This window comes from Teredinibacter haidensis (genome assembly GCF_014211975.1).
GTDB classification, from domain to species: Bacteria; Pseudomonadota; Gammaproteobacteria; order Pseudomonadales; family Cellvibrionaceae; genus Teredinibacter; species Teredinibacter haidensis.
In genome coordinates, this window is sequence record NZ_CP060084.1 from 374,187 (window position 1) to 397,936 (window position 23,750).

Annotated in this window: 21 protein-coding genes; 5 read left to right on the forward strand and 16 right to left on the reverse strand. The window is 50.2% G+C overall.

The window, feature by feature from the left end; all coding sequences use genetic code 11:
• Positions 1–82: 82 nt before the first annotated feature.
• The 11 genes from H5715_RS01545 to H5715_RS01595 form a co-directional block, all read right to left on the reverse strand.
• Positions 83–1,081: a hypothetical protein gene (locus H5715_RS01545; protein WP_075185897.1), complete on the reverse strand. Its 999-nt coding sequence runs from the start codon at positions 1,079–1,081 to the stop codon at positions 83–85.
• Between the two features lie 30 nt (positions 1,082–1,111).
• Entirely contained in the window at positions 1,112–2,395 is a 1,284-nt protein-coding gene (purD, locus tag H5715_RS01550; RefSeq protein WP_075185896.1) for a phosphoribosylamine--glycine ligase, read from the reverse strand.
• A 63-nt stretch (positions 2,396–2,458) separates the two neighbouring features.
• Positions 2,459–4,039, reverse strand: coding sequence for a bifunctional phosphoribosylaminoimidazolecarboxamide formyltransferase/IMP cyclohydrolase (gene purH, locus H5715_RS01555; RefSeq protein ID WP_075185895.1), 1,581 nt, complete (start codon positions 4,037–4,039; stop codon positions 2,459–2,461).
• 311 nt (positions 4,040–4,350) lie between these two features.
• Complete coding sequence (gene fis / locus H5715_RS01560; RefSeq protein ID WP_083608041.1) at positions 4,351–4,665, reverse strand: DNA-binding transcriptional regulator Fis; 315 nt, start codon at positions 4,663–4,665, stop codon at positions 4,351–4,353.
• On the reverse strand, positions 4,662–5,654 hold the full coding sequence (gene dusB / locus H5715_RS01565) for a tRNA dihydrouridine synthase DusB (protein ID WP_075185894.1): 993 nt from the start codon (positions 5,652–5,654) through the stop codon (positions 4,662–4,664). Before dusB ends, fis begins: the two co-directional genes overlap by 4 nt.
• Before the next feature lie 313 nt (positions 5,655–5,967).
• Positions 5,968–7,284: a DUF3426 domain-containing protein gene (locus H5715_RS20355; RefSeq protein ID WP_075185893.1), complete on the reverse strand. Its 1,317-nt coding sequence runs from the start codon at positions 7,282–7,284 to the stop codon at positions 5,968–5,970.
• Between the two features lie 151 nt (positions 7,285–7,435).
• The gene (prmA, locus tag H5715_RS01575; protein WP_075185892.1) at positions 7,436–8,329 is read right to left on the reverse strand and encodes a 50S ribosomal protein L11 methyltransferase; all 894 of its coding nucleotides are present in this window, start codon (positions 8,327–8,329) and stop codon (positions 7,436–7,438) included.
• 72 nt (positions 8,330–8,401) lie between these two features.
• A complete protein-coding gene (accC, locus tag H5715_RS01580) occupies positions 8,402–9,742 on the reverse strand; it encodes an acetyl-CoA carboxylase biotin carboxylase subunit (RefSeq protein ID WP_075185891.1) in 1,341 nt (446 codons plus the stop codon).
• Between the two features lie 21 nt (positions 9,743–9,763).
• The gene (gene accB, locus H5715_RS01585; RefSeq protein WP_075185890.1) at positions 9,764–10,210 is read right to left on the reverse strand and encodes an acetyl-CoA carboxylase biotin carboxyl carrier protein; all 447 of its coding nucleotides are present in this window, start codon (positions 10,208–10,210) and stop codon (positions 9,764–9,766) included.
• 52 nt (positions 10,211–10,262) lie between these two features.
• Positions 10,263–10,706 (reverse strand): type II 3-dehydroquinate dehydratase, encoded by a 444-nt coding sequence (gene aroQ, locus H5715_RS01590; RefSeq protein ID WP_075185889.1) that lies wholly within the window; start codon positions 10,704–10,706, stop codon positions 10,263–10,265.
• 245 nt (positions 10,707–10,951) lie between these two features.
• On the reverse strand, positions 10,952–12,727 hold the full coding sequence (locus H5715_RS01595) for a protein-disulfide reductase DsbD family protein (RefSeq protein ID WP_075185888.1): 1,776 nt from the start codon (positions 12,725–12,727) through the stop codon (positions 10,952–10,954).
• A 244-nt stretch (positions 12,728–12,971) separates the two neighbouring features.
• Between H5715_RS01595 and H5715_RS01600 the strand changes: the two genes are divergently transcribed.
• Genes H5715_RS01600 through H5715_RS01610 form a run of 3 tightly spaced genes read left to right on the forward strand, consistent with a single transcriptional unit; the run spans position 12,972 to position 15,285 of the window.
• Entirely contained in the window at positions 12,972–13,691 is a 720-nt protein-coding gene (locus H5715_RS01600) for an N-acetylglucosaminyltransferase (RefSeq protein ID WP_246434651.1), read from the forward strand.
• Positions 13,692–13,705: 14 nt separating this feature from the next.
• Complete coding sequence (locus H5715_RS01605) at positions 13,706–14,194, forward strand: copper chaperone PCu(A)C (RefSeq protein WP_083608040.1); 489 nt, start codon at positions 13,706–13,708, stop codon at positions 14,192–14,194.
• 17 nt (positions 14,195–14,211) lie between these two features.
• Complete coding sequence (locus tag H5715_RS01610) at positions 14,212–15,285, forward strand: DUF2333 family protein (RefSeq protein ID WP_075185885.1); 1,074 nt, start codon at positions 14,212–14,214, stop codon at positions 15,283–15,285.
• An 8-nt stretch (positions 15,286–15,293) separates the two neighbouring features.
• On the opposite strand, the gene H5715_RS01615 is transcribed toward H5715_RS01610, so the two are convergent.
• A complete protein-coding gene (locus H5715_RS01615) occupies positions 15,294–16,286 on the reverse strand; it encodes an adenosine kinase (RefSeq protein WP_075185884.1) in 993 nt (330 codons plus the stop codon).
• A 375-nt stretch (positions 16,287–16,661) separates the two neighbouring features.
• On the opposite strand from H5715_RS01615, the gene H5715_RS01620 reads away from it, so the two are divergent.
• Positions 16,662–18,953, forward strand: coding sequence for a DUF1631 domain-containing protein (locus H5715_RS01620; protein ID WP_075185883.1), 2,292 nt, complete (start codon positions 16,662–16,664; stop codon positions 18,951–18,953).
• On the forward strand, positions 18,940–19,290 hold the full coding sequence (locus tag H5715_RS01625; protein ID WP_075185882.1) for a hypothetical protein: 351 nt from the start codon (positions 18,940–18,942) through the stop codon (positions 19,288–19,290). Before H5715_RS01620 ends, H5715_RS01625 begins: the two co-directional genes overlap by 14 nt.
• Here the strand turns inward: H5715_RS01625 and hemL are convergent.
• From hemL to H5715_RS01645, 4 genes are all read right to left on the reverse strand, one after another.
• Positions 19,287–20,567, reverse strand: a complete 1,281-nt coding sequence (hemL, locus tag H5715_RS01630) for a glutamate-1-semialdehyde 2,1-aminomutase (protein ID WP_075185881.1) — start codon at positions 20,565–20,567, stop codon at positions 19,287–19,289. The two genes, H5715_RS01625 and hemL, sit on opposite strands and share 4 nt — an antisense overlap.
• 48 nt (positions 20,568–20,615) lie before the next feature.
• Positions 20,616–21,458, reverse strand: coding sequence for a bifunctional hydroxymethylpyrimidine kinase/phosphomethylpyrimidine kinase (gene thiD, locus H5715_RS01635; protein WP_075185880.1), 843 nt, complete (start codon positions 21,456–21,458; stop codon positions 20,616–20,618).
• 80 nt (positions 21,459–21,538) lie between these two features.
• Positions 21,539–21,964, reverse strand: a complete 426-nt coding sequence (locus tag H5715_RS01640; protein ID WP_075185879.1) for a CopD family protein — start codon at positions 21,962–21,964, stop codon at positions 21,539–21,541.
• The gene (locus H5715_RS01645) at positions 21,951–23,747 is read right to left on the reverse strand and encodes a chloride channel protein (RefSeq protein WP_075185878.1); all 1,797 of its coding nucleotides are present in this window, start codon (positions 23,745–23,747) and stop codon (positions 21,951–21,953) included. Before H5715_RS01645 ends, H5715_RS01640 begins: the two co-directional genes overlap by 14 nt.
• Positions 23,748–23,750 lie beyond the last annotated feature (3 nt).

Consider the following 23,750-nt stretch of genomic DNA (forward strand, 5'->3'; position numbering starts at 1 on the left):
AACAAAGGGAGTACGGCGAATAATGTACAAACGAAAACGCCGACGGATGCAGGCGTTTTCGTTATTGATTGTGTTGTTGGTGCTATTCGAGGTTGAAGCTAAAGCTGCCGTTGAAATTGGTGCCATTTCCAGTCGCAATATCAAATGTACCGCTGGCCTGCCGGTCGGCGATGCTGATGATGCTGAGGCTTCCACTTATGCCTTTGAGGGCGTCGGGTGCGGCGTCGGAACCACCGAACTCAGGGGAGCTGATGTTGACGGCAGTCTGATTCGCCTCATTTTCTATTTCGAGAGCGCTAACGATAGAGTAGGTGCCCGGTGTGACGGTGCGAAGGAATGAAAAGGCGAAGTTGATTTGGCTGTCGCCGTATGGGGCAGCGACGTTTACTGCAGCGTATGTAGCTGTATCATCTTCCAGTCCCAGCCCCTGATCAGACAGGGTTAATTCGACGTATGAATCTGCTGTGCCTCCGCAAACGCCCGCGCTGGCATCAAGGTCGTTGTACTGGTCGGAACCGAAGCTCAGAGTACCTTGATTGAACGTAGGCGTCGCGCTGAGTTGCCGCATTTCAACGGCTCCGATACGGTCGCTGCCACAGTGCATTTCGATACGGTATTGCGAATCGGAGACCACGAAATAGCTGGAGGTAATCGCGCTGTTACAGTTGAAAAAGTTGGCGTCTTCTTCCCCGATAAAATCTTCGCCGTTCACTGTAGTGTCTGTCACCAATTCGGAGCCGCTGGCGTCGCAGTAACTGACCGTTGTAGCGCTAGCTCCAACGTTGATTTCGCTGACGACGGTGCTGAAAGCTAACATATAACCATCGATATGGAATACGTTAGATCCGTATTCAAAATCGAAGATAAAGTCAGTATCCAAGTCTACATCGGTACGCCATACCCCCGATTTAGTGAGCAGATCAAAATCGTTTAGGCTGACTTCCGTACCCAAGGTGCTGGTGCGCCCTGGGTCTTTACTTACAGTATCTTCTCCATCACCACCGCCGCCACAGCCGGTGAGACCCAGGGCGGACGCGAGACAAAGGTAAGTGAAGGTTGTTGTCCATAGACGATGTTGCATTTTCCTCTCCTTGTAATAGTCGTTTTGTTGTTACTGTTCGCGTGCAATTGCTCTGTAGGCAATATCTGTACGCATAAAGACATCTTCCCAATTGATATGCCGCGCTAGAGTATAAGCGTTCTGTTGCGCCTCTGTGACAGAGCTGCCCAGCGCCGTTGCGCAGAGAACGCGGCCTCCGTTAGTGACGACATTTTCGTCTTCGAGTGCTGTACCCGCGTGGAAGACTTTGGCGTCGGCAGATTCGCCTTTACCTAAACCGCTGATGACTTTACCTTTAGCGTAGCTATTGGGGTAGCCGCCTGCGGCCAGCACGACGCCAACGGATGGGCGTGAATCCCATTCGGTGGTCGATGTATCAAGTGATTTGCTTAGCGCGGCTTGGCATAGCTCCACTAGATCGGATTTCAAGCGCAGCATAATCGGCTGGGTTTCGGGGTCGCCGAAACGGCAGTTGTACTCGATTACCTTGGGCGTGCCATCTGCGGTAATCATTAAGCCCGCGTAGAGGAATCCGGTGTAGGTGTTGCCTTCGTCGGCCATACCGCGAATGGTGGGCATGATCACCTCATCCATAATGCGTTGATATACGGCGTCGGTTACTACGGGAGCTGGCGAGTAGGCACCCATTCCTCCGGTGTTTAGACCAGTATCACCATCTCCTGCGCGCTTGTGATCTTGGCTGGTGGCCATGGGCAGGACATTGTCGCCGTCGGCGATAACAATAAAGCTGGCTTCTTCGCCCACCAGAAATTCTTCGATAACCACGCGGCAACCGGCATCACCAAAAGCGTTACCGGAGAGCATATCGGTAACGGCATTCTCTGCGGTTTTAAGATCTTCGGCGACAATCACGCCTTTACCCGCGGCCAAACCATCGGCTTTCACTACAATGGGCGCGCCTTTTTCCCGCAGGTAGGCGAGCGCGGGTTTCACTTCGGTAAAGGTTTGATAGTCGGCTGAGGGGATGTTGTGGCGGGCGAGAAAATCTTTGGTAAAGGATTTGGATCCCTCCAGTTGCGAGGCGCCTTTGCTTGGGCCAAAACAGGCTAGGCCTGCGGCTTCAAAGGTGTCTACTACGCCTTCCACCAACGGTGCTTCCGGGCCGATAATCGTGAGATCGATGGCGTTGTCTTTGGCGAATTTAACTTGTTCATCAAAGGCCATAATATCGATGGCAACGTTTTCCATTTTATCTTCGATTGCGGTACCAGCATTGCCGGGCGCGACAAATACTTTTTCGACTTTACTACTCTGTGCCGCCTTCCAGGCTAGCGCGTGTTCGCGGCCACCGGAGCCTATTACAAGTATTTTCATGTTTCTGATCTACGTTTTATGTCGCTTGGGGGCCGCTTAGCGAACCCCAATCTACGTGTTTATTTAGTGCCGGAAATGACGCATACGGGTAAAGACCATCGCCATGCCGTGTTCGTCGGCGGCGGCGATCACTTCTTCATCGCGCATGGAACCACCTGGCTCGATGACGGCAGTGATGCCTACGCTTGCGGCATTGTCGATACCATCGCGGAAGGGGAAGAATGCGTCTGAAGCCATAACGGAGCCTTTTACTTCAAATCCTGCGTGCTCGGCTTTAATGGCGGCGATTCGCGCGGAATTTACACGACTCATCTGGCCTGCGCCGACGCCTATCGTCTGGCTGTTTTTGGCGTAAACAATAGCATTGGATTTGACCATTTTGCCGACTTTCCAGGCGAACAACAAATCGCGAATCTCGTCTTCTGTTGGGGCTCGCTGGGTCACGATCTCCAGATCTGCTTCGACAATAATACCGTCGTCACGATCCTGAACCAGTAGGCCGCCGGTGACGCGTTTAAAGTCGAATGCGTGTGCTATTTCGGTGCTCCATTCGCCGCATTCAAGCAAGCGGACATTTTTCTTGGCACTAACCACCTGGCTGGCTTCGGGAGACACCTGCGGGGCAATAATGACTTCCACAAATTGCTTGTCGATGATGGCTTGCGCTGTGGTTGCATCCAGTGGCCGGTTAAAAGCGATAATGCCACCGAAGGAGGATTCTGGATCGGTAGCGAAGGCTTTTTCATAAGCTTCGAGAATGTTTTCTCCCAGTGCAACACCGCAGGGGTTGGCGTGCTTCACAATCACACAGGCTGGGCCGTCAAACTGTTTCACGGTCTCGAGTGCCGCATCGGTATCGGCCATGTTGTTGTAGGAAAGCTCTTTTCCCTGCAACTGTTTCGCCGAGGCCGCGCAGGAGTCGCTAAAGCTTTTCTCTTTGTAGAAAGCCGCTTTCTGGTGAGGGTTTTCCCCGTAGCGCATGCTCTGCACTTTCTCAAATTGCAGATTGAAGGTGCGGGGGAAATTGTCTTCGCCCGGAGCTACCTTTTGGCCAAGATAGTTGGCAATGGCGCCGTCGTAGGCAGATGTGTGTTCGAATGCCTGTACACACAAATCAAAACGGGTATCCAGAGAAATAGCACCGTTGTTCGACTGCATTTCTGTTAGTACGGTTTCGTAGCTGTTGGCATTGACTACAATCGCGACATCTTTAAAGTTTTTCGCCGCTGCACGTACCATCGTAGGCCCGCCGATATCGATATTTTCGATTGCGGTTGGTAGGTCGCAGTCCGGGTTGGCAATGGTCTGTTCGAAGGGGTAGAGGTTAACAACGACCATATCGATGGGATTGATGCCGTGCTTTGCCATTACAGCATCGTCGATGCCGCGACGGGCGAGAATACCGCCGTGCACTTTGGGGTGTAGTGTTTTTACTCGACCGCTCATCATCTCGGGGAAGCCGGTGTAGTCCGAAATTTCAATGGCGGGAATATTGTTGTCGCACAGCAATTTATAGGTGCCTCCGGTAGAAAGCAGTTCTACACCTTGAGCACTTAAGGCTTGGGCGAATTCAACAATGCCGGTTTTGTCAGACACGCTGATTAGGGCGCGCTTGATGGTTACGGGTTCAGCAACGTTTGTCATGAGTGGATGCGTTCCTGTGATTGGGAGGATGAATCATGTAGTCCGTTGCAACCAATACAAAAAAACTACCGCCCGGAGCTGGTTATGGTCGGGAGTAGACATCTTTTTATAAAGTAGCCACAGAAGTAGCCAGAGGTATTGGGTGCTGAGCAACACTTTACAACAGCATAGACGGCGTTTTGGAAGACTATGCTCAATGTAAGATTGAGTCTATGTCATTGTTGTCGGGCTGTTGTTGGTTGAAACTTAAAGGCCGGATCTACCGGCCTTTTTGGCATGGTGAACAAGTATTCACCCGTTTTCAAAAATACTTAAAGTAATCCGTATTGTTTGAGTTTTTTACGCAGTGTGCCTCGGTTTAGGCCTAGAACCTGTGCTGCACGGGTTTGGTTGTGTCGGGTGTACTTCATAACAACTTCAAGCATTGGCGCTTCGACTTCTGCCAATACCATATCATAAACATCACTCACGTCTTGACCGTCGAGGTGTTGGAAGTAGTTAGATACGGCTTTCTCTACACTGTCCCTCAATGAAGGCTCTTGGCTGCTATTGTACTGTTCACCGTTGACGGGTTGAGTACTAAATTCTCGCGCGCCTTCTCTCAGAAGCGTATCCGCTGTGTTCATGCTGCATTTTCCTCATGTGTTTCTGGCCGGTTAAAGAAATTTGTCACGGCCTCAAGTTGTGATTGTAAGGTGTCTAACTGATTAAAGTGTTGAAGGAACGTTTTTGCCCCCTGGTATCGCTCGAGATACCAGCGAGTGTGTTTTCGCGCAATGCGAACGCCCTTCGTCTCTCCATAGAACACTGTAAGTTCGTTAAGGTGCCAAGCCAGTGTTTTTTGTAACTGGTGCGCACTGGGCGTGGTTTTGAGCTTACCTTCTTGCAGGTAGTGCTCGACTTGCTCAAAAATCCAGGGGTTACCAAGGGCGGGGCGACCGATCATTACCGCTGCGGCTCCCGTGTACGCGAGCACACGTTCAGCTTTTTGCGGGGTATCGATATCTCCGTTGGCGATCACTGGGAGAGCAACGCTGTCGACTATTTCGGCAATGGTGTCGTACTCAGCATTACCATTAAAGCGACAAGCGCGTGTTCGGCCATGAATGGCCAAGGCCTGTATGCCGCTCTCCTCGGCAATACGGGCAATTCTCTTTCCATTGCGGTTGGTACTATCCCAACCTGTTCGGGTTTTTAGCGTTACTGGAGCAGAAACACTGTTAACAACCGTCGTGAGTATTTCTGCTACTAGGGATTCATTTTGTAGGAGCGCTGAGCCCGCCAGTTTTTTACACACTTTCTTAGCCGGGCAGCCCATATTAATATCGATGATTTTGGCGCCATTAGCAACCGCTAGTTGCGCAGCTTCGGCCATCATTTGTGGATCGCTGCCAGCAATCTGTATGCTGATGGGGGTTTGCTCCTGCGCTTCGCCGGCTAGTCGCGAGCGAGTTTTGTTACTGCTCCACAAGCGGGTATCGCTGGTTACCATTTCTGATGTTGTCAGTCCGGCCCCGAATTGGCGGCACAGGCGGCGGAAGGGTGCATCGGTTACGCCAGCCATGGGCGCAAGCACAGTTCGGCCCGCAATGGTATAAGGTCCAATTTGGAACAAACGACTCCCCCCAAAAGAATGGTCTGCAATTACATCTAAGTGCCTGATTTAACAGTCAATATAATATCAGGTAACCATTCCCTTATAACCGTCGAAGGTTCTGTTAAATGGTTAATACTGATCGATAGTTGAGTGTTTCAGGTGGCGCACATATCGCCTTTAAGGAAGGCAAAGCCGTCTCCAAAAAAGGGTGGCTATAATACCCGTTGTTACACATGTTTGGAATGCACAATTTGATCAGATTGGTCAAAAAAATAGCAGTCTTTGATGTTTTTCAATGAGGCGTCAAAGAGCTTGCTTAGAATGGGCTTATTTATTGGGCTATTGTGATGCGATAGCCCACGGCCTTGGGGCCGGGGTCGGCAATTTCGAGAGCAATATGAATGGGCTGTTTGCTAGGCATACTGTCTTTGCCGGCCATTTCACCCCCCAGGTACTCGCGGGGCTCAAAGCGACGAGCGGCAACGGGTTGATCCTGCATATCGGTGAAAACGAGGTCGAGCGATGGAAAACGCTGAGGGAAGGCGGCTGCATTTTGCAATACAGCATCGACCACCAGTGCATTACTGCGCTCGGGGTGGCTGCGAACCACTAGGTTGACAGCGTGAATCTCGGCTCGGTTAACTAGGGGGGGGAGAGTACAATTGAGCCACTGGCAGGCCTGGGCGTAGTAGCTGCGGTAGGGCTCTGTACGGTTTAGGCGGTCAAATTGAAGCCAGGCGACTTGTGCCACTAAGGCAATACTCATAAGACCAATCAGAGGAGCCCAGAGTAGCTTGGACTCAAGAAAATGTCGGTTCTTGCGGTAGGAAAATTCTACCGGTTCCGGTTCAATGGCGTGGATAAATTGGTGCTGTGGCGTGGCGGCGGTTTCGTAATCTGGTTCGATAATGGCTTCCAGCTCGCTCAGGGATGGTTCTGCAGAAGTAAAAACCGGTTCGTGAATGCGGTCGGTCGTGCTTCTATGGGCCGCTTCCTCTATTTCTTTTTCACTGTACTCAGCGTGGTAATCGGAGTAGTTGGATTCTTCGTAATGATCTTCGCTCAAGTCGTGATTATTGTCGTGGTTCGCATCATCTGCACTATTGTTGTCTTGCGAGGTATCTTTGCGGACATAGAGTTGTTCGTCCTCGGCGCCATCAATAAGGTCAAGCGCCCAGCTTTCATCGGACGTTTCTTCATCGTCGTCATCCTCTTGAAGAATTTCCCGCTCAAACAGGTTGGATTCCTGTGATCCTACCGATGTACTGTAAAGGATATTGTCGTTGAAGTCGGCTTCGTAGTCGCCTTTTTCTTCGGTATCGAGTTCATCCAGCGGCATATCATCGCTGATCAGAATATCATCATCTTCTTTATGGGTGTCTTCTATTACTGGCTTCTGTATTGGCGCAGGCTTGGGTGCGCTCTTTTTCGGTTTGTTGGTTAATGGTTTTGGTTTGGTCTTGGGTTTTGGTTTGGGCGTTTCGACAGGAGTTGTTTCAAGCGCGGCGTTTTGCACCAAGTGGGCTCGGGCATTAAAAATATTCAGGCAGGAGCCACAGCGAACCGCACCCTTGGCAGACTTAAGATGTGCCTCGGTGATTCGGAAGGATGTGTGACACTTTGGGCAGCGCGTAATGGTCTCTGCCATATCGGCTAGAACTCTCCACCTAGAAACTTCATTAACTTTAGTACCTAATGTGCTATCAGGCTTAACTTTGTGTGCAGTTTAACCTTAACCTGGGGGAGCGTAAATCGAACGAGGCACTTTTCTCCCTGGTTGTGTCACTAAAATCACTTTCTCACGGCTTAGCTGTTCCTGTTATGCAAATCCATTCGTCCTTGGTCTCGACGCTGTCGATATCGATCGAGGACTCATAAGCGGCAACAATAGATTGCTGCTGGGTATTCAGCACGCCGGAAAGGCAGAGTTTGGCTCCGGGCTTGAGTAGTTTACCGAGCGTGGGCGCCAGCTCAACCAATGGGCCAGCAAGGATGTTGGCGAGTACGATGTCGACCGGTTCGCGGGGGCAGGCGTCAGGGAAAAAGACCGGGAATTGCTCCGCCTGCAAGGCGTTGCGCTGTACGTTGTCACGGGTTGCCAGCAGCGCTTGAGGGTCGATATCAACGCCAGTGGCTTTACTTGCTCCCAGTAATAAGGCCGCAATGCCCAGTATGCCTGAGCCGCAGCCGTAGTCGGTAACGGTTTTGCCTTCTACCGCTTGCTCAGCCAGCCATTTAAGGCAAAGAAAGGTGGTGGGGTGGGTGCCGGTGCCGAAAGCCAGACCCGGATCCAGCATCAAATTTACCGCGTTAGGGTTGGGTGGCGATGTCCAGCTAGGGCATATCCACAAGTTGTCGGCACATTGAATGGGGTGGTAGTGGCTCATCCATTCCCGCTCCCAGTCTTTATCTTCCAATAGGTGCCAGTTGGCGCTGTCGAGCATTTTTCCCGTACCGCGCTGAAAGTACTTGGCTATGTCTGCACGTATTTGTGCGGTATTGACATCCGCGTCAAACAGACCTGTAACGCGGGTTTCCTGCCACAGGGGGGTTTCACCTAGCTCGGGCTCGAAAATGGGTTGATCAGCGTTATCTTCCAGGGTCACGGCTAGTGAGCCGTTTTCAAGAAGCGCGGTTTCAACGATAGGGGCTTGGTCGCGCGAGCTGTCGATGCGCAGTTGTAGCCAGGGCATGAGCGGCTCCTCAGATAAAACACCGCAGCCGGAAAGGCTGCGGTGTGGATTGGTTTGATGTGAAAGTGGAGCTTAGAGTCCCAGCTTTTTCTCGAGGTAATGAATGTTTACACCGCCTTCAATAAAGGCCTCATCTCGAACCAGGTCTTTTTGCAGGTCGGTATTGGTGCGAATGCCGCTGATAATCAGTTCATCCAGTGCGCCTTCCATACGCTTTAATGCTGTTCGGCGATCCTCTCCGTGAGTAATTATCTTGGCGATCATGGAGTCGTAGTAAGGGGGTACGGTGTAGCCGCTGTAAAGGTGCGAGTCGACCCTTACGCCCAAGCCTCCAGGAGGGTGGAAGTTTTCCACTAAGCCGGGAGATGGCAGGAATGTTTTAGAGTCTTCCGCATTGATACGGCATTCGAAGGCGTGACCATTAATCTTAATGTCTTCCTGGCGAATACTGAGTTTTTGACCTGCACATACTCGAATCTGCTCTTTAATGAGATCGACGCCAGTAATCATTTCTGAAACGGGGTGTTCGACCTGGATACGGGTGTTCATCTCGATAAAGTAAAAACCGCCGTCTTCGTACAAGAATTCGAACGTTCCCGCACCGCGGTAGCCGATTTCATTGCAAGCTTTTATGCAGGATGCAAACACTGCTTGGCGGGCCTCGTCGTCAATATGTGGCGCTGGGGCTTCTTCAATTACCTTCTGGTGTCGGCGCTGCATGGAGCAGTCGCGGTCATAGAGGTGGACTGCGTTGCCCTGGCCATCGGAAATGATCTGTACTTCTACATGGCGAGGGTTCTGCAGGAACTTTTCCATGTAAACAGTACCATCGCCAAAAGCGGATTTGGCCTCGGTTTTGGTTATCTGGATAGAGTTCCACAGGTTGGCTTCGGTATGGACTACACGCATTCCTCGGCCACCGCCGCCAGCGGACGCTTTGATTATGACAGGGAAGCCAATGGCGCGACCAATTTTAATACAGGCTTCGGGGTCGCTTGGCAGAGGGCCATCGGAGCCAGGTACTGTGGGTACGCCAGCTTTTTTCATGGTTTGAATCGCGCAGACTTTATCGCCCATCATGCGAATAACATCTGGATCTGGGCCGATAAAGACAAAACCGCTTTTTTGGATTTGTTCAGCAAAGTCGGCATTCTCTGCCAGAAAACCGTAGCCGGGATGAACGGCGATAGAGTCGGTGACTTCCATCGCGGAAACAATGGCCGGAATATTCAGGTAGCTTTCGCTGGAGGGGTTTGGGCCGATGCAAACAGATTCGTCTGCCAGACGGACGTGTTTGAGATCTCGGTCGGCTTTGGAATATACAGCTACCGTGGTAATACCTAGTTCACGACAGGCACGCAGTACGCGCAACGCAATCTCGCCTCGGTTAGCAATGAGGACCTTATTAAACATAGTGGTTATCCTCGTTACGGTTTAGGCGATAACCAGCAGTGGCTGGTCAAACTCTACGGGTTCTCCGTCATCTACCAGATACGCTTCAATAACACCGGATTTATCGGCTTCGATCTGGTTCATCATCTTCATGGCCTCAACAATGCAGATAACATCGCCAGCTTTTACGGATTGACCAACTTCAAAAAATGGCGACGCGCCGGGGCTAGGTGAGCGATAAAAGGTGCCAACCATTGGCGATACAACTTGATGCCCCGTAATGACGGGCTCTGCGGGAACAGCTGTTTCGGCAACGGGAGCTGGCATGGGTGCGGCAGCTGGTGCTGGGTGATAGAGGGGTTGTGCCGGCGCGGGATTGCTTGAGCCTCTGCTGATCCGAACAGACTCCTCTCCTTCCTTGATTTCTAATTCTTCTACGTTGGACTCTTCCAACAGTTCAATCAATTTTTTAATTTTGCGAATGTCCATTAGGGCCTCTCGATAACAAGCGCGTAACAAAGTGGATGTTCATGGAAAGCGATTATTCGTTTTCCAGATGGGAAAATGCGGCCTGCAAGGCCAGCTCGTAGCTTTGAGCACCGAAACCGCAGACAACTCCCTTTGCGATATCCGAAAAATAGGAGTGGTGGCGGAAGGGCTCACGGCTAAATACGTTTGATAAATGGCACTCCACGAAGGGGATCTCGACCGCTGCTAAAGCATCGCGCAGGGCGACGCTAGTATGGGTAAATGCGGCGGGATTAATAACTATGAAGTCGACGCCTTCGTTGCGTGCATCGTGTATGCGGTCGATCAGTTCGTACTCGGCATTGCTCTGCAGTGCGTGAAGGTGATGACCTTTTTCGATACAGAGTGAAGTAAGCTTTTGGTTGATGTCAGACAGTGTGGTGCCGCCGTATATCTCTGGCTCACGGGTACCAAGAAGGTTAAGGTTGGGGCCATGAAGAATTAGAATCGTTGCCATTGCCGTACCTACCTACTGAGTTTGCCGAGCCAAGCGACAAAATATTGCCGCAAGTCAAGACTGGGTCGAATGTGCAGCGAACGGTGCCGATATTGTTATATACGGTGGCTAAATAGCTCGCACACGAGGAATGAGGGGAATTGTGCCTAAATTGCAGGGTGTTGTCTACGGGAAGTTGTGACTTACCTCTCTTTCAGCGATGTTTCCTTCTAAGTTAGCGAATATCAAGACAAAACGGCTGCTTGTTATTCTTCCGTCGTTGCGCGCGTCAGCGCATCACGAATGCTCGCAGGAGTGAGCAGTTGCGGTAAAATTTCTGGTTCTGCGCCTACTCTAGCGGGAAATACTAGGTAGAGGGGAATGCCACTGCGTTTGTGCTGTTTGAGTAGTGCGGCAATATCGTCATTGGGGTTGGTCCAATCGCCAATGAGTAGGGTTACACCCAGCTCCTTGGCCTTCGTATAAAAATCTTCTGAGCTGAATGCAATTCGTTCGTTCACTTTACATGTAATACACCAGTCGGCCGTAAGGTTGATAAACACGGGTTCTCCGTCTGCGCGTAAGCTTTCCAGTCGCTCAGGTGTGTAAGTTTCCCAGCGCTCATGCGAGCTGCCCCCCTGAAATAGGCGGATATTCCATGTGAGGTGGGCGGCGGCCAGAAGGCAGAAGACCATTAAAGCTCTCAGTCCCCACTGCTGTATGGCTTTCTCTCTGTTGAAGCGTGCGAGCCACAAGGCAAAGCAAATAAGAAGGGCGGAGCACAATACCAGAGCGGTGCCGTCGCTGCCGGTTTGATGGCCTAGCACCCATAGCAACCAAATACAGGTGGCCAGTAGGGGGAAGGCGAGCACCTGTTTAAGCACCTCCATCCATGCGCCTGGTTGTGGTAGGTGATGGGCGAGTTTGGGGCTGTAGCTAAGCGCGAGGAAGGGTAACGCCATACCGAAGCCCAGAGCGATAAAGATGATTAACGCCACAGCAACCGGCTGTGAAAGGGCGATACCCAGTGCCGTCGCCATAAATGGCGCGGTACAGGGGCTGGCCACAACAGCGGCCAACACGCCGGTGAAAAATGAAGCGCGTAGGCCTCCTCCTGCGGTCAGCGATTGCCCGACCCCCATAAATTGGGTGCCAAACTGAAAAAGCCCGAAGAGGTTCAACCCCATGACTAAAAACAAATACGCCAGCGCCGCTACGAAGACGGGTTGTTGAAGCTGGAAGCCCCACCCAAGCATTTCGCCTGTGTGGCGCGCAGTGAGAATAATACCGGCAGCGGTGACAAAAGAAATTACCACTCCAGCGGTGTAGGCCCAGCCGTGTAAATGTTGCCGGTGGTCTGATTGATTGCTGGATGCAAAGCTGAGGGCCTTTAGCGATAGCACGGGGAAAACGCAGGGCATTAGATTGAGGATTAAGCCTCCGGCCAGAGCGCCGAGAATAATCAGTGGTAGAAAGGGGGGCTTTTCCTGGTTGACGGGGTGCTCATTGGTTGTTGCTTGCGTAAACTGTGAATTGTTCAGTTCGATAACGCTGCCATCGACGCGAACCTGAAAAAGTTGCTTGCGTGGTGAATAGCATAAGCCAGCATCGGCACAGCCCTGGGATGAAACTTTTATTTCGTAGGGGGCGGCCATTTGCGGTATAAGGCTTCTTACGATTGTGCTGTTGTAATAAACCTCTAGTTCCTTGGCAAAATAGTCGTCGTATTTACGCTTACCTGGCTCAAATGTGAGTTCGAGTGTCTCGCTTTGTGAACCGTTATAAGCTTCCAGCTTAAACTGGTGCTGATACAGGTAGTAATTAGGCGCGAGATTCCAGTTCAATACGGTTTCGTTGTCGGCCGTTTCAATCAGAACCTGGAAGGCTTCTTCAACAGGTAAAAATTCGTCGTCGTTACCGGCAACACCAAAATCATAATTGTCGGCGTTAGCGCCAACGTTAATAAGGCCTGTGAGCAAAAAAACGACAGTGAATCGAAGAAATATCGAGAATGAGGAATAAAAAGAATATCTGTTGGTCATATAAAAGAATATCTGTTGGTCATATAGCAGTATGGCTTGTTATTAGTTTTTGCGTCTCGCTGTACAACACAGTACTCTCACAGTCGCAGACAATAAAGGCACATCTTAAGCCCTGTGTATGACAGTGGCATAGATATTGAGTTCAGTGTAGCTAAACCTCGTCTTCCGCTCTGTGCAAAGGTCACACGAAATTGTTTTTTAATGACAAAGTAGGGGTAATGAGCCCGTGGGGGCTAGGGCATTTATGCGGTTTTTAATAACGATTTGTATAGCTATATTGCTTTCAGCCTGTGCTGGCACGCAGGTTAAGCCCGTCGATACTGCGGCCGGTACTACGGTCGATGTCGGTACTATCACAGAGCCAGCTTCTCAGCCCATATTTGAGCAGCGTCTAATGCAGCAGGCAGAAAAGGCCTTTCGACGAGGGCGCCTGATATCGCCCGCCCACGATAATGCGTACGACCGTTTTCACGCGGTATTGTTGATGAATCCAGACAATGCGACAGCCAATGCGGGCCTGCAGGCGATAGTGATACGTTATGCAGAGTTAATTCGCGATGCTCTGGGGCATAGTCGTTATCATCAGGCGACAGGATTTATGCGGGTGGCTCAGCAGTATTTCCCCGGTAATCCGCTGTTGGTAAAATTACAGCGGGAGCTTGCGGAGACGCGACGCCACAAATCGCAGTCTCGTGTTGGCCCGACGCCCGATGTTGCTGTGGTGGATGAGTTTTCCCTGTCTGTGCAGTTGCTCAACGACAGCCCCGAACAGTTGGTACCTTTGCTGTTCAGCATTGCTGAGCGTGTTAAGGTGAGAAATGAAAGTGTGATGATTTATGCGCGCACCGATACCGAAGGGCGCTGGATATACCGACAATTGAAAAAGGCTGTACCCGGTTACAGGGTGCGTGGGGATATTCGTTTGGCTAAGCGCCCCAAAATAACCGTAATGCCCCCGTTGTAAGAAAACCCCGGTGGATGAAATTATTAATGTGTGTACTAATGAAAGCTTTACGGCAAACTATACTGATCAGTGTATGGCTATGTTTAGCGCTTAGCGTTGCCTGCAGCAAAGAGCCTGTTCCCGGTGGCGCTGAAATGGGTATCAGTGTTAAGTCTGCTGTTATGCCCAGCTTAGCTCCTGGGCAGATGACTGCGGCTATCTACCTCTTATTGGAGAATAACACTGAGCAGACATTGGTCATAAATCATATAGTTTCTTCAATATCTGACCATATTGAAGTTCACCGCACCTTTTATGAGGACGGAATGATGAAAATGCGCTCGGCACCTCACGTTTCTATAGCGCCAAGTGGCAAAATGCGGTTTGCGCCAGAAGGCTACCATTTGATGGTATTTGATATTTCTTCACCGGTACAAGCGGGGGATCAGTTCTCGCTCACCATAGAATTTGAAGGCGGTAAGACGGTAACGGGCAAAGTCGATGTTCGCCGTTTAGCTCTGTAATACTTGGAACGATGGATATGTTTACTAAAATTTCGCGATCTGCAGGGAATATGAAACAGTTGGCTCAAACCCGGTGGCAGGATTTTAAGTCCGACTTAGAAGAATCGAATCGCTGGTTTCGTCTAGTTGCGATTGGCATAGTTGTTTATTTGCTTCTAGCGATGGTTGTCGGTATTTACTGGAGTGTTGAGCCCGATTTTTTTGATGTGAATGCGGCGGTAAAAAAAGAGGCTCCTCAATTACAAGAGCGTTTTGTGACGGGAGCGACAACGACTGCCGCACTAATTACGGTTATCGATACACTAATGGATAAGTCGGGAGGCTATTTGTCTAACGATATCGCGCCGCCGGGTGCGTGGCTGGATAATATTCCCAACTGGGAATATGGTGTCCTTATTCAGGTGCGAGATTTTACCAAAGCTATGCGCGAAGCGTTTAGTCGTTCTCAATCCCAATCTACAGAAGATAAAGATTTGTCTTTAGCCGAGCCGCGATTTAACTTTGATAATCGCAGTTGGTTGTTACCTCCCACCGAAAAAGAGTACAGAGAGGGCGTTAAGTACTTGCGTTCCTATCTGCAGAGATTGACCGATGAACAGCAGTCCAATGCGCAATTCTATACACGTGCGGACAATATTAATTACTGGTTAAGCACCGTAGAAACTCGTCTTGGCAGCTTGTCTCAGCGTTTGAGCGCAAGTGTCGGCCAGCGTCGCCTGAATACGGATTTGGCCGGCACTGCTGGCGCAAACCAATCCACATCCGCGCCATCGGAAATAGAAATAAAGACCAGTTGGTTCGAGATTGACGATGTGTTTTATGAAGCGCGCGGCAGCGCTTGGGCGCTGATCCATTTGCTCAAAGCGATTGAAACGGATTTTGCAGATGTGCTGGAAAAGAAAAATGCTCGTGTTAGCATGCAGCAAATAATTCGTGAGCTGGAGGGCACTCAGGAAACCGTCTATAGTCCGATGATTCTTAATGGTAGCGGCTTTGGGGTGTTGGCCAATCACTCGCTGGTGATGGCCAATTATATTTCCAGAGCTAACGCTGCTATCATTGATTTGCGGGATTTACTCTCTCGCGGCTAGTGCCGCAATCAATCGTTTTTAAGCAGGTCGTCGTACTGTTCGGGCGAAAGTCTGGGCCCGAATTGCGATACTACCTTTGCCGCGGCCCTATTGGCCAGAGTACCTGCGCTGGCGAAATCCATTCCACGGCTGATACCAAATAAAAAAGCTCCGGCGAACATGTCTCCAGCGCCGTTAGTGTCGACCCGCTCTGCCGGATAGGGCGAGATTTCAATGGTTTGCTCTCCATCGAAAAGCAAAGCGCCATGTCTACCTAGCGTGATAGCGAAGGTTTTTGCGTATTGTTTTAACGCTTCTGCAGCAGCTTCAATTGAGCCAGTTTTAGTAAAGTTGATTGCTTCATCCTGATTGCAGAATATGATATCCACGCCGGAACCAACCATCTCTAACAACCCATCGTGGAAGAAGTTGACGATAGCTGGATCCGACAAGCTGAGAGCGGTTTTAACCTTATGCTCCTCTGCCAGCTGTCTAAGTTTGACGGCTGCCGGCCGTCCTGTTTCAGAGGTCACCAGATAACCCTCAATATAGGCGTAGCGAGATTTTACTAAAGCATCGACGTCGATATCGTCGATAGAAATGTGTTCGCTGGTGCCCAAAAAGGTATTCATGGTGCGCTCGGCATCGGGGGTGATCATCACTAGGCATTTACCGGTAATACCGTTACAGGAGCCGTTGCGGTTGTGGTAGTCAACGCCCGCAGCGGAGAGATCTTCCAGATAGAAAATGCCATTGTCGTCACTAGCTACACGACAACTATAAAAATTACGGGCTCCAAAGTAGCTTGCCGCAATAATACTGTTCGCTGCCGAGCCACCGCTGGCACGGTTTGAGGCAACAATGTGGGCTGATAGGGCATCGATTAGCTGGTGTTGGCGGGGTTCATCCACGAGCGTCATTACGCCTTTTTCGATTTCTAGTTCAGCTAGGTCGGTGTCGGTTACCTCTATTTCGGTATCCACCAAGGCCGCGCCAATGCCATAAATATCGTAATCACTCATTATTGCTCTCCAATTTAATAAGAGGGGATTATAGCGGTTGATAATGAGAGGTACAGTTCTGGCAGTGTTGGTTACTCAGCAAGAAACATAAGAAATTGTATCCGTATGGCGCTAAAGGCATTCTTTTTGCGTCATTTTTGTGGATAATGTGAGCGGTGTCTATGATTTAGACATTCTAAGTTTGTTACGGAAGTAGAAAACCACTTTGTTGGCTGATCTAAGCGGCTATAGTTGAGAGAGGCTTCTTTTAGGATTGAGGGAAGCTTTTGAATGAAAAGATCCCGGCTGATGGTTTATTATAATCGGGATTTTGCCGCCAGATAGCTACTGAAGCTGACCGAAACGAATGTTTTTGGGGATAAAACCAGGGGAACTATGTCAAGACTGATTCGTGGCGATGACGATAAGAGCGCCAGCGCCGATGACGATCATGCACCATTACTGTTGCCGCTTTCTAACGCAGCGGTTGTGTCGCACCTCAAAGCCTGCCAAGGCTTGGCTGCGAGCCATTCCCAGGATGCTTTTCGTGAGTATCTTAAGGTCTTGGATGATGCGCTTACTATTGAGATTGAGGGGGCAAAATCCAACCAGGAAGCTAGCGAGTTGCAGGAGGTTCAGCGGCTGTTCCGCTTAAATCGGGAAGAGTTGGAGCGCTATTTTTGTGGTTATCTCTCCGAAGGTTTTGTGAAGTTCAAAAAACGCGAATTACAGACTTCTGTTGGTGGTGTTGGTGAAGGCGATACCTTATCTTTGGTCGATAATGAAGACCTGGAAGAGACGATTGCGATTTCCTCTATTGCCCAGCGAGCAGACTCTTTTTTTGCTGAGCCTCTATGGGCTCTGAACCAGCGGTTTGCGGTATTGAATGGCGGTGAGCATGTGACAGAGGCGAGCAATCCTGCATCGCCAATACAGTTTTGCGAGTCTTTGCGTAAAGCGTTGAGGTTACTTTCACTCGATCCCAGCGTTAAGCAGTTGGCTTACCGGGTATACGATGATCAGCTGATCAAAACTATTCAGGATATCAGTGAGGACATTAACCGTTACCTGAAACAGGAAGGGGTTTTACCGCACTTAAAGTACAGTGCTCCCAGTGGGCATGCGCCTGCGTCCAGCTTAAGGCGGGAAGATGATGGCGTTTCACAGGAAGCGTCGTTTGATGGTGCGGGTGGTTCAGCGCTCCCCGATCCGAATCTTCCTCCAGAAGAGTACCAAAGCAGTTTATTACACGCGATTCGTGGCTTACAGAATCAGCTTGTTCCTAGTGCCAGTGCCAGTGCCAGTGCCAGTGCCGGTGGAAGCCTACCGCCTGGTGGCGTTATGGTTTCGCCTGATGATTTACTTGGCGCTTTGCGGGCATTGCAAGTGCCTGGCGCGGAGGCCAATCTCGGCAGGCAGGGGCAAGTCGTTCCTCTGGACGTGTCGGAAATTGTTGACCGATTACATGCGCAGCTAAAATCGGAAGAAAAAGATGGTGCCGTCGACAAGAGTGACATGCAAACCATCGATTTAGTGGGGATGTTGTTCGAGTATATGCTCAACGACGAAAACCTGCCCAACTCCATTAAAGCGTTGCTGAGTTATCTGCATACGCCTTTCCTGAAAATCGCTTTTATTGATCCTGGTTTTTTTGAGCAGGCCGAACATCCTGCGCGGGTCTTGTTAAACAGTCTCGCTGAAGCTGGAGCGCGCTGGGTTAGTGATGACGGTAGTGCTCAGTACGACATGTACAGCAAGATTAAAGATATTGTCGATCGCATATTGCAGGAGTTTGATAACGACGTAAAAATTATTACCGAGCTGTTGCTTGAATTCAGTAGCTACACTAAAAATATTATTCGTCGCCAGGAATTAATGGAAAAACGTGCAACAGAAAAAGCACAGGGCGAAGAAAAACTGCGCGAAGTGAAATTGAAGGTGAACGATGAGGTTCGCAGCCGAACAGAAGATCGGGAATTGCCCTCTGCCGTATTACTCTTTTTGCTGCAACCCTGGTCGGACTATCTGAGCTTTGCCCTTTTGCGTTATGGAGATAAGTCCGATCGATGGGGCAAGGCTCTGGCCATTGTTGATGATGTTTTATGGTGTGTAGAGCCCAAGGAAAGCGCCGCAGATAAAACCCGTCAGCTAGAAATTCACGATGACCTTATCGCGGCCATTGAGGCTGGATTCGAAACGATCGGTTACGATCAGCTCAAAGGTAATAAATTGGTAGATGCGTTGTCGGCGCTGATAAAGCTGGCGATGCAGAGTAAGAAAGCCGAGCCAGCACCAGCGCCAATGCGCGATAAGCTGGAGCGCATTGCAGCGGAAAAAGCGGGAACCAAAGAGCTGCGTCAGGAAGACTGTTCGCCGGAAGAAGCGCAGATGGTAGAAAGCCTGAAAATGATCGAATTTGGAACTTGGTTCGAATTTGAGGGCGGCAAACGCTTGAAAGTGGCTTGGTACAACGCGCGAACCTCCCACTACATGTTGGTTGATCAGATGGGTAAGCGTGTTGATATGCTCTCTGGTTTAAGCTTGGCCAGGCAAATGATCAGTGGTAAAGCTAAAATTATTTCTGGCAGCTCAAAGCCTTTCTTCGAACGCGCGCTGGAAAATATTTTCCAAAAGCTCAACGAAAAAGCCGAATCGATCAAGCCGGGAGAAGAGAATGTCGTCAGCTGAGTCGAATAAGCGTCGCCTTGCCCGGATTTCCATACAGCAGACCGTTATTGTGCGAGATCTAATGCGTGAGGTTGAGGTTGGGCGTATTGTGAATGTTCACGAAGAAGGCTTTATGTTGTTGAGTGAGGGAGGCTTGAAAGAAAATTGCCTGTATCAGCTGCAATTTAAACTATCCAAGCCTATCGATGCTGTTTCTGAGATTAGTGTTGGTGCTGAGTGCCTTTGGATCAACGAAACGGTTGGCGATGATCGCAACTGGGCCGGTTTCCATATTATTGACCTATCCTGTCGGGACGTTGCATTAATCGCCAAGCTTAAATCTCAAATCGACAGTTAGAGTGTTGCGAATACTTTTTTCGCGGCGTTTAAGGTTTGCTCTATATCGCTGTCGCTATGAGCCGCAGACATAAAGGCCGCTTCGTAAGAAGCGGGCGCTAGGTAAACCCCCTCATTTAACATGCCGTGGAAAAAGCGATTAAACCTTTCGTTATTGCAGTTCATCACTTGCTGGTAATTTGTTACCGACTCCTCTTCCGTAAAAAAGCCTCCCCACATTGTGCCGACATGGTTGGTTGTAAAAGGGATGCCAGCTTTTTTGGCAATGGCCTTCAAACCAGTTACTAGCGTTTCTGTCTTATCGAACAGAGGCTGATAAAACCCGGGGATAGCAATTTTCTGTAGGGTTTTTAAGCCCGCAGCCATAGCCACGGGGTTTCCTGACAGCGTGCCCGCTTGGTATACGGGGCCGACCGGCGCAATATAGTTCATAATCTCCTCACTCCCACCAAAAGCGCCTACTGGCATTCCGCCTCCCATTACTTTTCCAAGGGTGGTGATATCGGGTTGAACATTATAGTAGCCTTGGGCGCCGGTTAGACCGAGGCGAAAACCGGTCATTACTTCATCCAGAATTAATTGAGCACCGCTGGCAGTACACTGTTCGCGCAAGCATTCCAAGAACCCTGGTTGTGGCGGTATACAGTTCATGTTGCCGGCAACGGGCTCGACGATAACGCAGGCAATCTCATTTCCCAGTTTGGTAAAAGTTTGCTTAACCTGTTCAATGTCGTTGTAGTTGAGCGTAATGGTGTGTTCCGCTAGGCAGGCGGGAACACCAGGCGAGCTGGGAACGCCCAGAGTCAGTGCGCCACTGCCTGCTTTGATAAGTAGAGAGTCTGAATGGCCGTGGTAGCAGCCTTCGAATTTAATGATTTTATCGCGTCCGGTAAAACCTCTTGCCAGTCGAATCGCGCTCATGGTTGCTTCGGTGCCGGAGCTGACAAAGCGCACTTTGTCCATGCCGGGCATAGTTGTGCATAGCATTTCGGCCAGTTCTGTTTCAATTTCTGTGGGAGCGCCGAAACTCAAGCCGTGTTGCAACTTCTCGGTTACGGCTGCCAGAACCTCGTCATCGGCATGGCCCAGAATCATGGGGCCCCATGAGAGCACGTAATCGATATAGCGTTTATCGTTAATATCGTAAAGATAGGCGCCCTTGGCTCTTTGTATAAAAACGGGCTCGCCACCGACGGCTTTGAAGGCACGGACAGGTGAGTTTACTCCACCAGGAATAGTTTTTTGTGCGCGTGCAAATGCAGAGGTCTTCTCGCTCATAGGGCTCTCTTTTTTGGGGTGAGGAAAGTAATTGATACTGTGGGGCTGTCAGTGGTTTTTTTTGGCCGAAGGTAAATCCTGCGGGGATTCTATATTTTTGTCAGCCCAAAAAAAACGGTGAGGTGTGCGTGTACCATAGCCAAGCTCTCGTGAGGCGCGCATGGTTTGCCAGGTAAAGTCCTGGGCTTGGCCAATGGCCATTTTGGGCGTGCAGCCGTGGGTAAGGTAGGCGCAGGTGCTCATGCCCAGTGTGCTACTGGCTCCGTGGCAGGTCGGTGGTTCCTGCTCCCATTGGTAGTGCTGAATAAGGCCTTTTTGGTTAAAGCTGCTGTTCTGAAAGGTGGGGCGTTCATGCCCGGTACCGGTAATGAGTGTTAATTCGCAGCCGCTACTGGTGATGGCCTGTGCCGTTGTGGCCAGCGTATCGAGTTCGCGGGAGATTGAGCGAGCTTCCCACAGGGAAAAAATGCCTATATTTACTTGCGGAACGATAAGTGAGAAAAAGGCATCGGGGAAATCTTGTTGATCGTCATCGTCTCTATCCCACAGCATTAGAGTGGGGTGGGCAACAACGGGTATCTCGGGGTAATCAAGAATAATGGTGTGCACGGCTTCGGCATTCGCCACCGAGCCCAGAAAGCCAATTTTGATGGCGGCAACGGCCATGTTTTCGAGCACGGATCGCGCTTGAGCAATGAGTAAGGTGGCATTTACTGGGGAGGAGTCTGTATCCGTGCCAGCGCCAGCTGCGGCCAGCGTTGTGGCAATGGGGGAACAATGGCAGCCTAGGCTGGCAGCAGTTTCAATGTCTGCTTGAAGGCCGCCAGATCCCGATGGGTCTAGCGCACCCAGTGCGAGTATTACGGGAGGGTTAGCGTTACGTGGTGTCATTATTTGTAATTCGCTCGTCAGTGGCGGAATTCTAGCATAGGAGCAAGGTCATGCTGGATATTTTCGGCGCCATTTGGCTGTTACAGGGGTTGTTTTAAAACCACCAAAAAAACAGATGCCAGCAAGATTATCGTTGGAAACTCATTAAACCAACGGAAAAATACGTGGCTTTTCGTACATTGGTCGTTGCTAAGTTGGCGTAGGTAATAACCGCAAATATGGTGGTACACCACCAGCGTGAGAACCAGGGCCATCTTAATCCAGAACCAAGTACTGGACACATAATACTCCCATGCATAATGGACTGACCACAAACCAAAAATAATCGTGAGCCACAGGGAAGGTGTTCCTATACCCCTGTAGAGTTTGCGTTCCATCACTTTAAATTGATCCTTGATGGCTTGGTTATCGCTCATGGTGTGATAAACGAACAGCCGTGGCAAATAGAATAACATTGCAAACCAGCACACTACCGCGATAACGTGAATCGCCTTAACCCACAGCATGTTTAAACTCCTTTGGTTGATAATAGTTTTCGATGGCTTCCATGGTGACAACGCCGTAAACATCACTCGTTAACGGCGAATAGGTTCGCGATACATAGAGTGCGCCTGTGCCTGAATTTTTTATTGCTTCCATGGCCTCAACTAGATTTGCGGTATCGTGAATGGGTAACAGGTTAACTCTTCGGCCGGCGATTTCTAGCAGGTCGATTAGCGGCGGTTCAATACTGTTATTATCGGGTTCCTCTGGTTCTTCCTGCTGTTGATTAATGGCTGCAGCGAGGTCTGCTGCGCGCAGGCCAATTTTCTGATGTTCCGAATCGAAAATAAACCACATGGGTTTGCTTTCCAGTTTTTTAATAACGGCTTCTTCGCTGATAAGTTGGGAGCAGGTAACAAAGCGAGTGTCCATAATGCTGCGTACACCTGCGCGCCTTAGGGCCTGCCTTGCCGGACCGAAATCGAGATCCCGGCCACTGTATTTTAGTTGTTGAATAAAAATACAGTTGAGTTTGAAAAATTGCCGTGTCGATACACAGGCCACGACGATAACCAGCATGGCAGGAAATATCATGTTGGGGTTATAGCTTAGTTCCAGTACGGCGACCAGCGCTGCCAGCGGGGCGTTAAGGGTGGCTGCCATCATTCCTGTCATACCGACAATCACGTAAAAACCGGGGTTTGTTTCCAGCGATGGGACAAAGGTTTGCAGGGCTAAACCCATCGCACCGCCTACACAGGCCCCGATAACCAGCAGCGGGCCAATTACTCCACCGGGGATTCCCAGGCCTATTACAATGGGGGTTACAAAGAGTTTGGCTGCAGCAATAATTAATAAGCTTGCAACGGCAAGCTTGCCGGCTAAGGCGGCATTAACCGTGTCGTAACCCAGGCCCATAATCTGTGGAATAAAAGCGGCGACACAACAGGTGATTAATCCGGCAGCAAGTAGGCGCAGATAGATGGACGCTTTGTTGAATTTCAGCGCGAATATATTTAAGCGAATGTAAACGCTTGCGCATACGGAGATGGCTAAGCCAACAATCATCATATACGGCAGCTCCATCAAGCTATTCATATCGCTGGTGCCTACCAGTAAGCCACCGCTGTCACCAAACGCCGCTTGGCTCATCATCGTACCCATGACGGAGGCGAGAATGACGGGTACAAATCCGACGATGGTGTATTCCATTACAATCACTTCCATAGCGAAGATAACGCCGGCCATGGGGGTGTCAAACGACGCTGAGATGGCTGCAGCAACGCCACAACCAATTAGTGTGTGCATGCTGTTATTGGGCAGCCGCAACCACTGCCCCAGCTGGCTAGCGGCACCTGCGCCCAGGTGTACTACTGGACCTTCCCTGCCAACAGATTGACCGCTGATTAACGCAATAGCCGCACCGGCAAATTGCACCAGCCAGTTGCCAAAGGGCAGTTTGCCTTGGTGGTTATGTAGGCGATCGAGTACATGGGCAACGCTGGTTTCACCGTACTTTTTCCCTGCAAACTTGAGCAAAACCGCAATAGCAAACAGTCCGGAAAATATAAATAGAACACGGTCTGCAATAACCAAAGACTCGAAGTTATCTGGGCTGTCAGCAATCAGGAATGCGAGTGGGGTATCGATAATATATCGAAAGGCAACGATAATGGCCCCTGTAAGCAAGCCTACCACCAGACCAAGCAGTGTTAGCTGGGGAAGGGCGTCGATATAGGCGAGAGAATGGCGAAAATTATTGAGGTGGCTGCTGAAAAACTGGCCAATATTTTTGGTGTTAATCATATT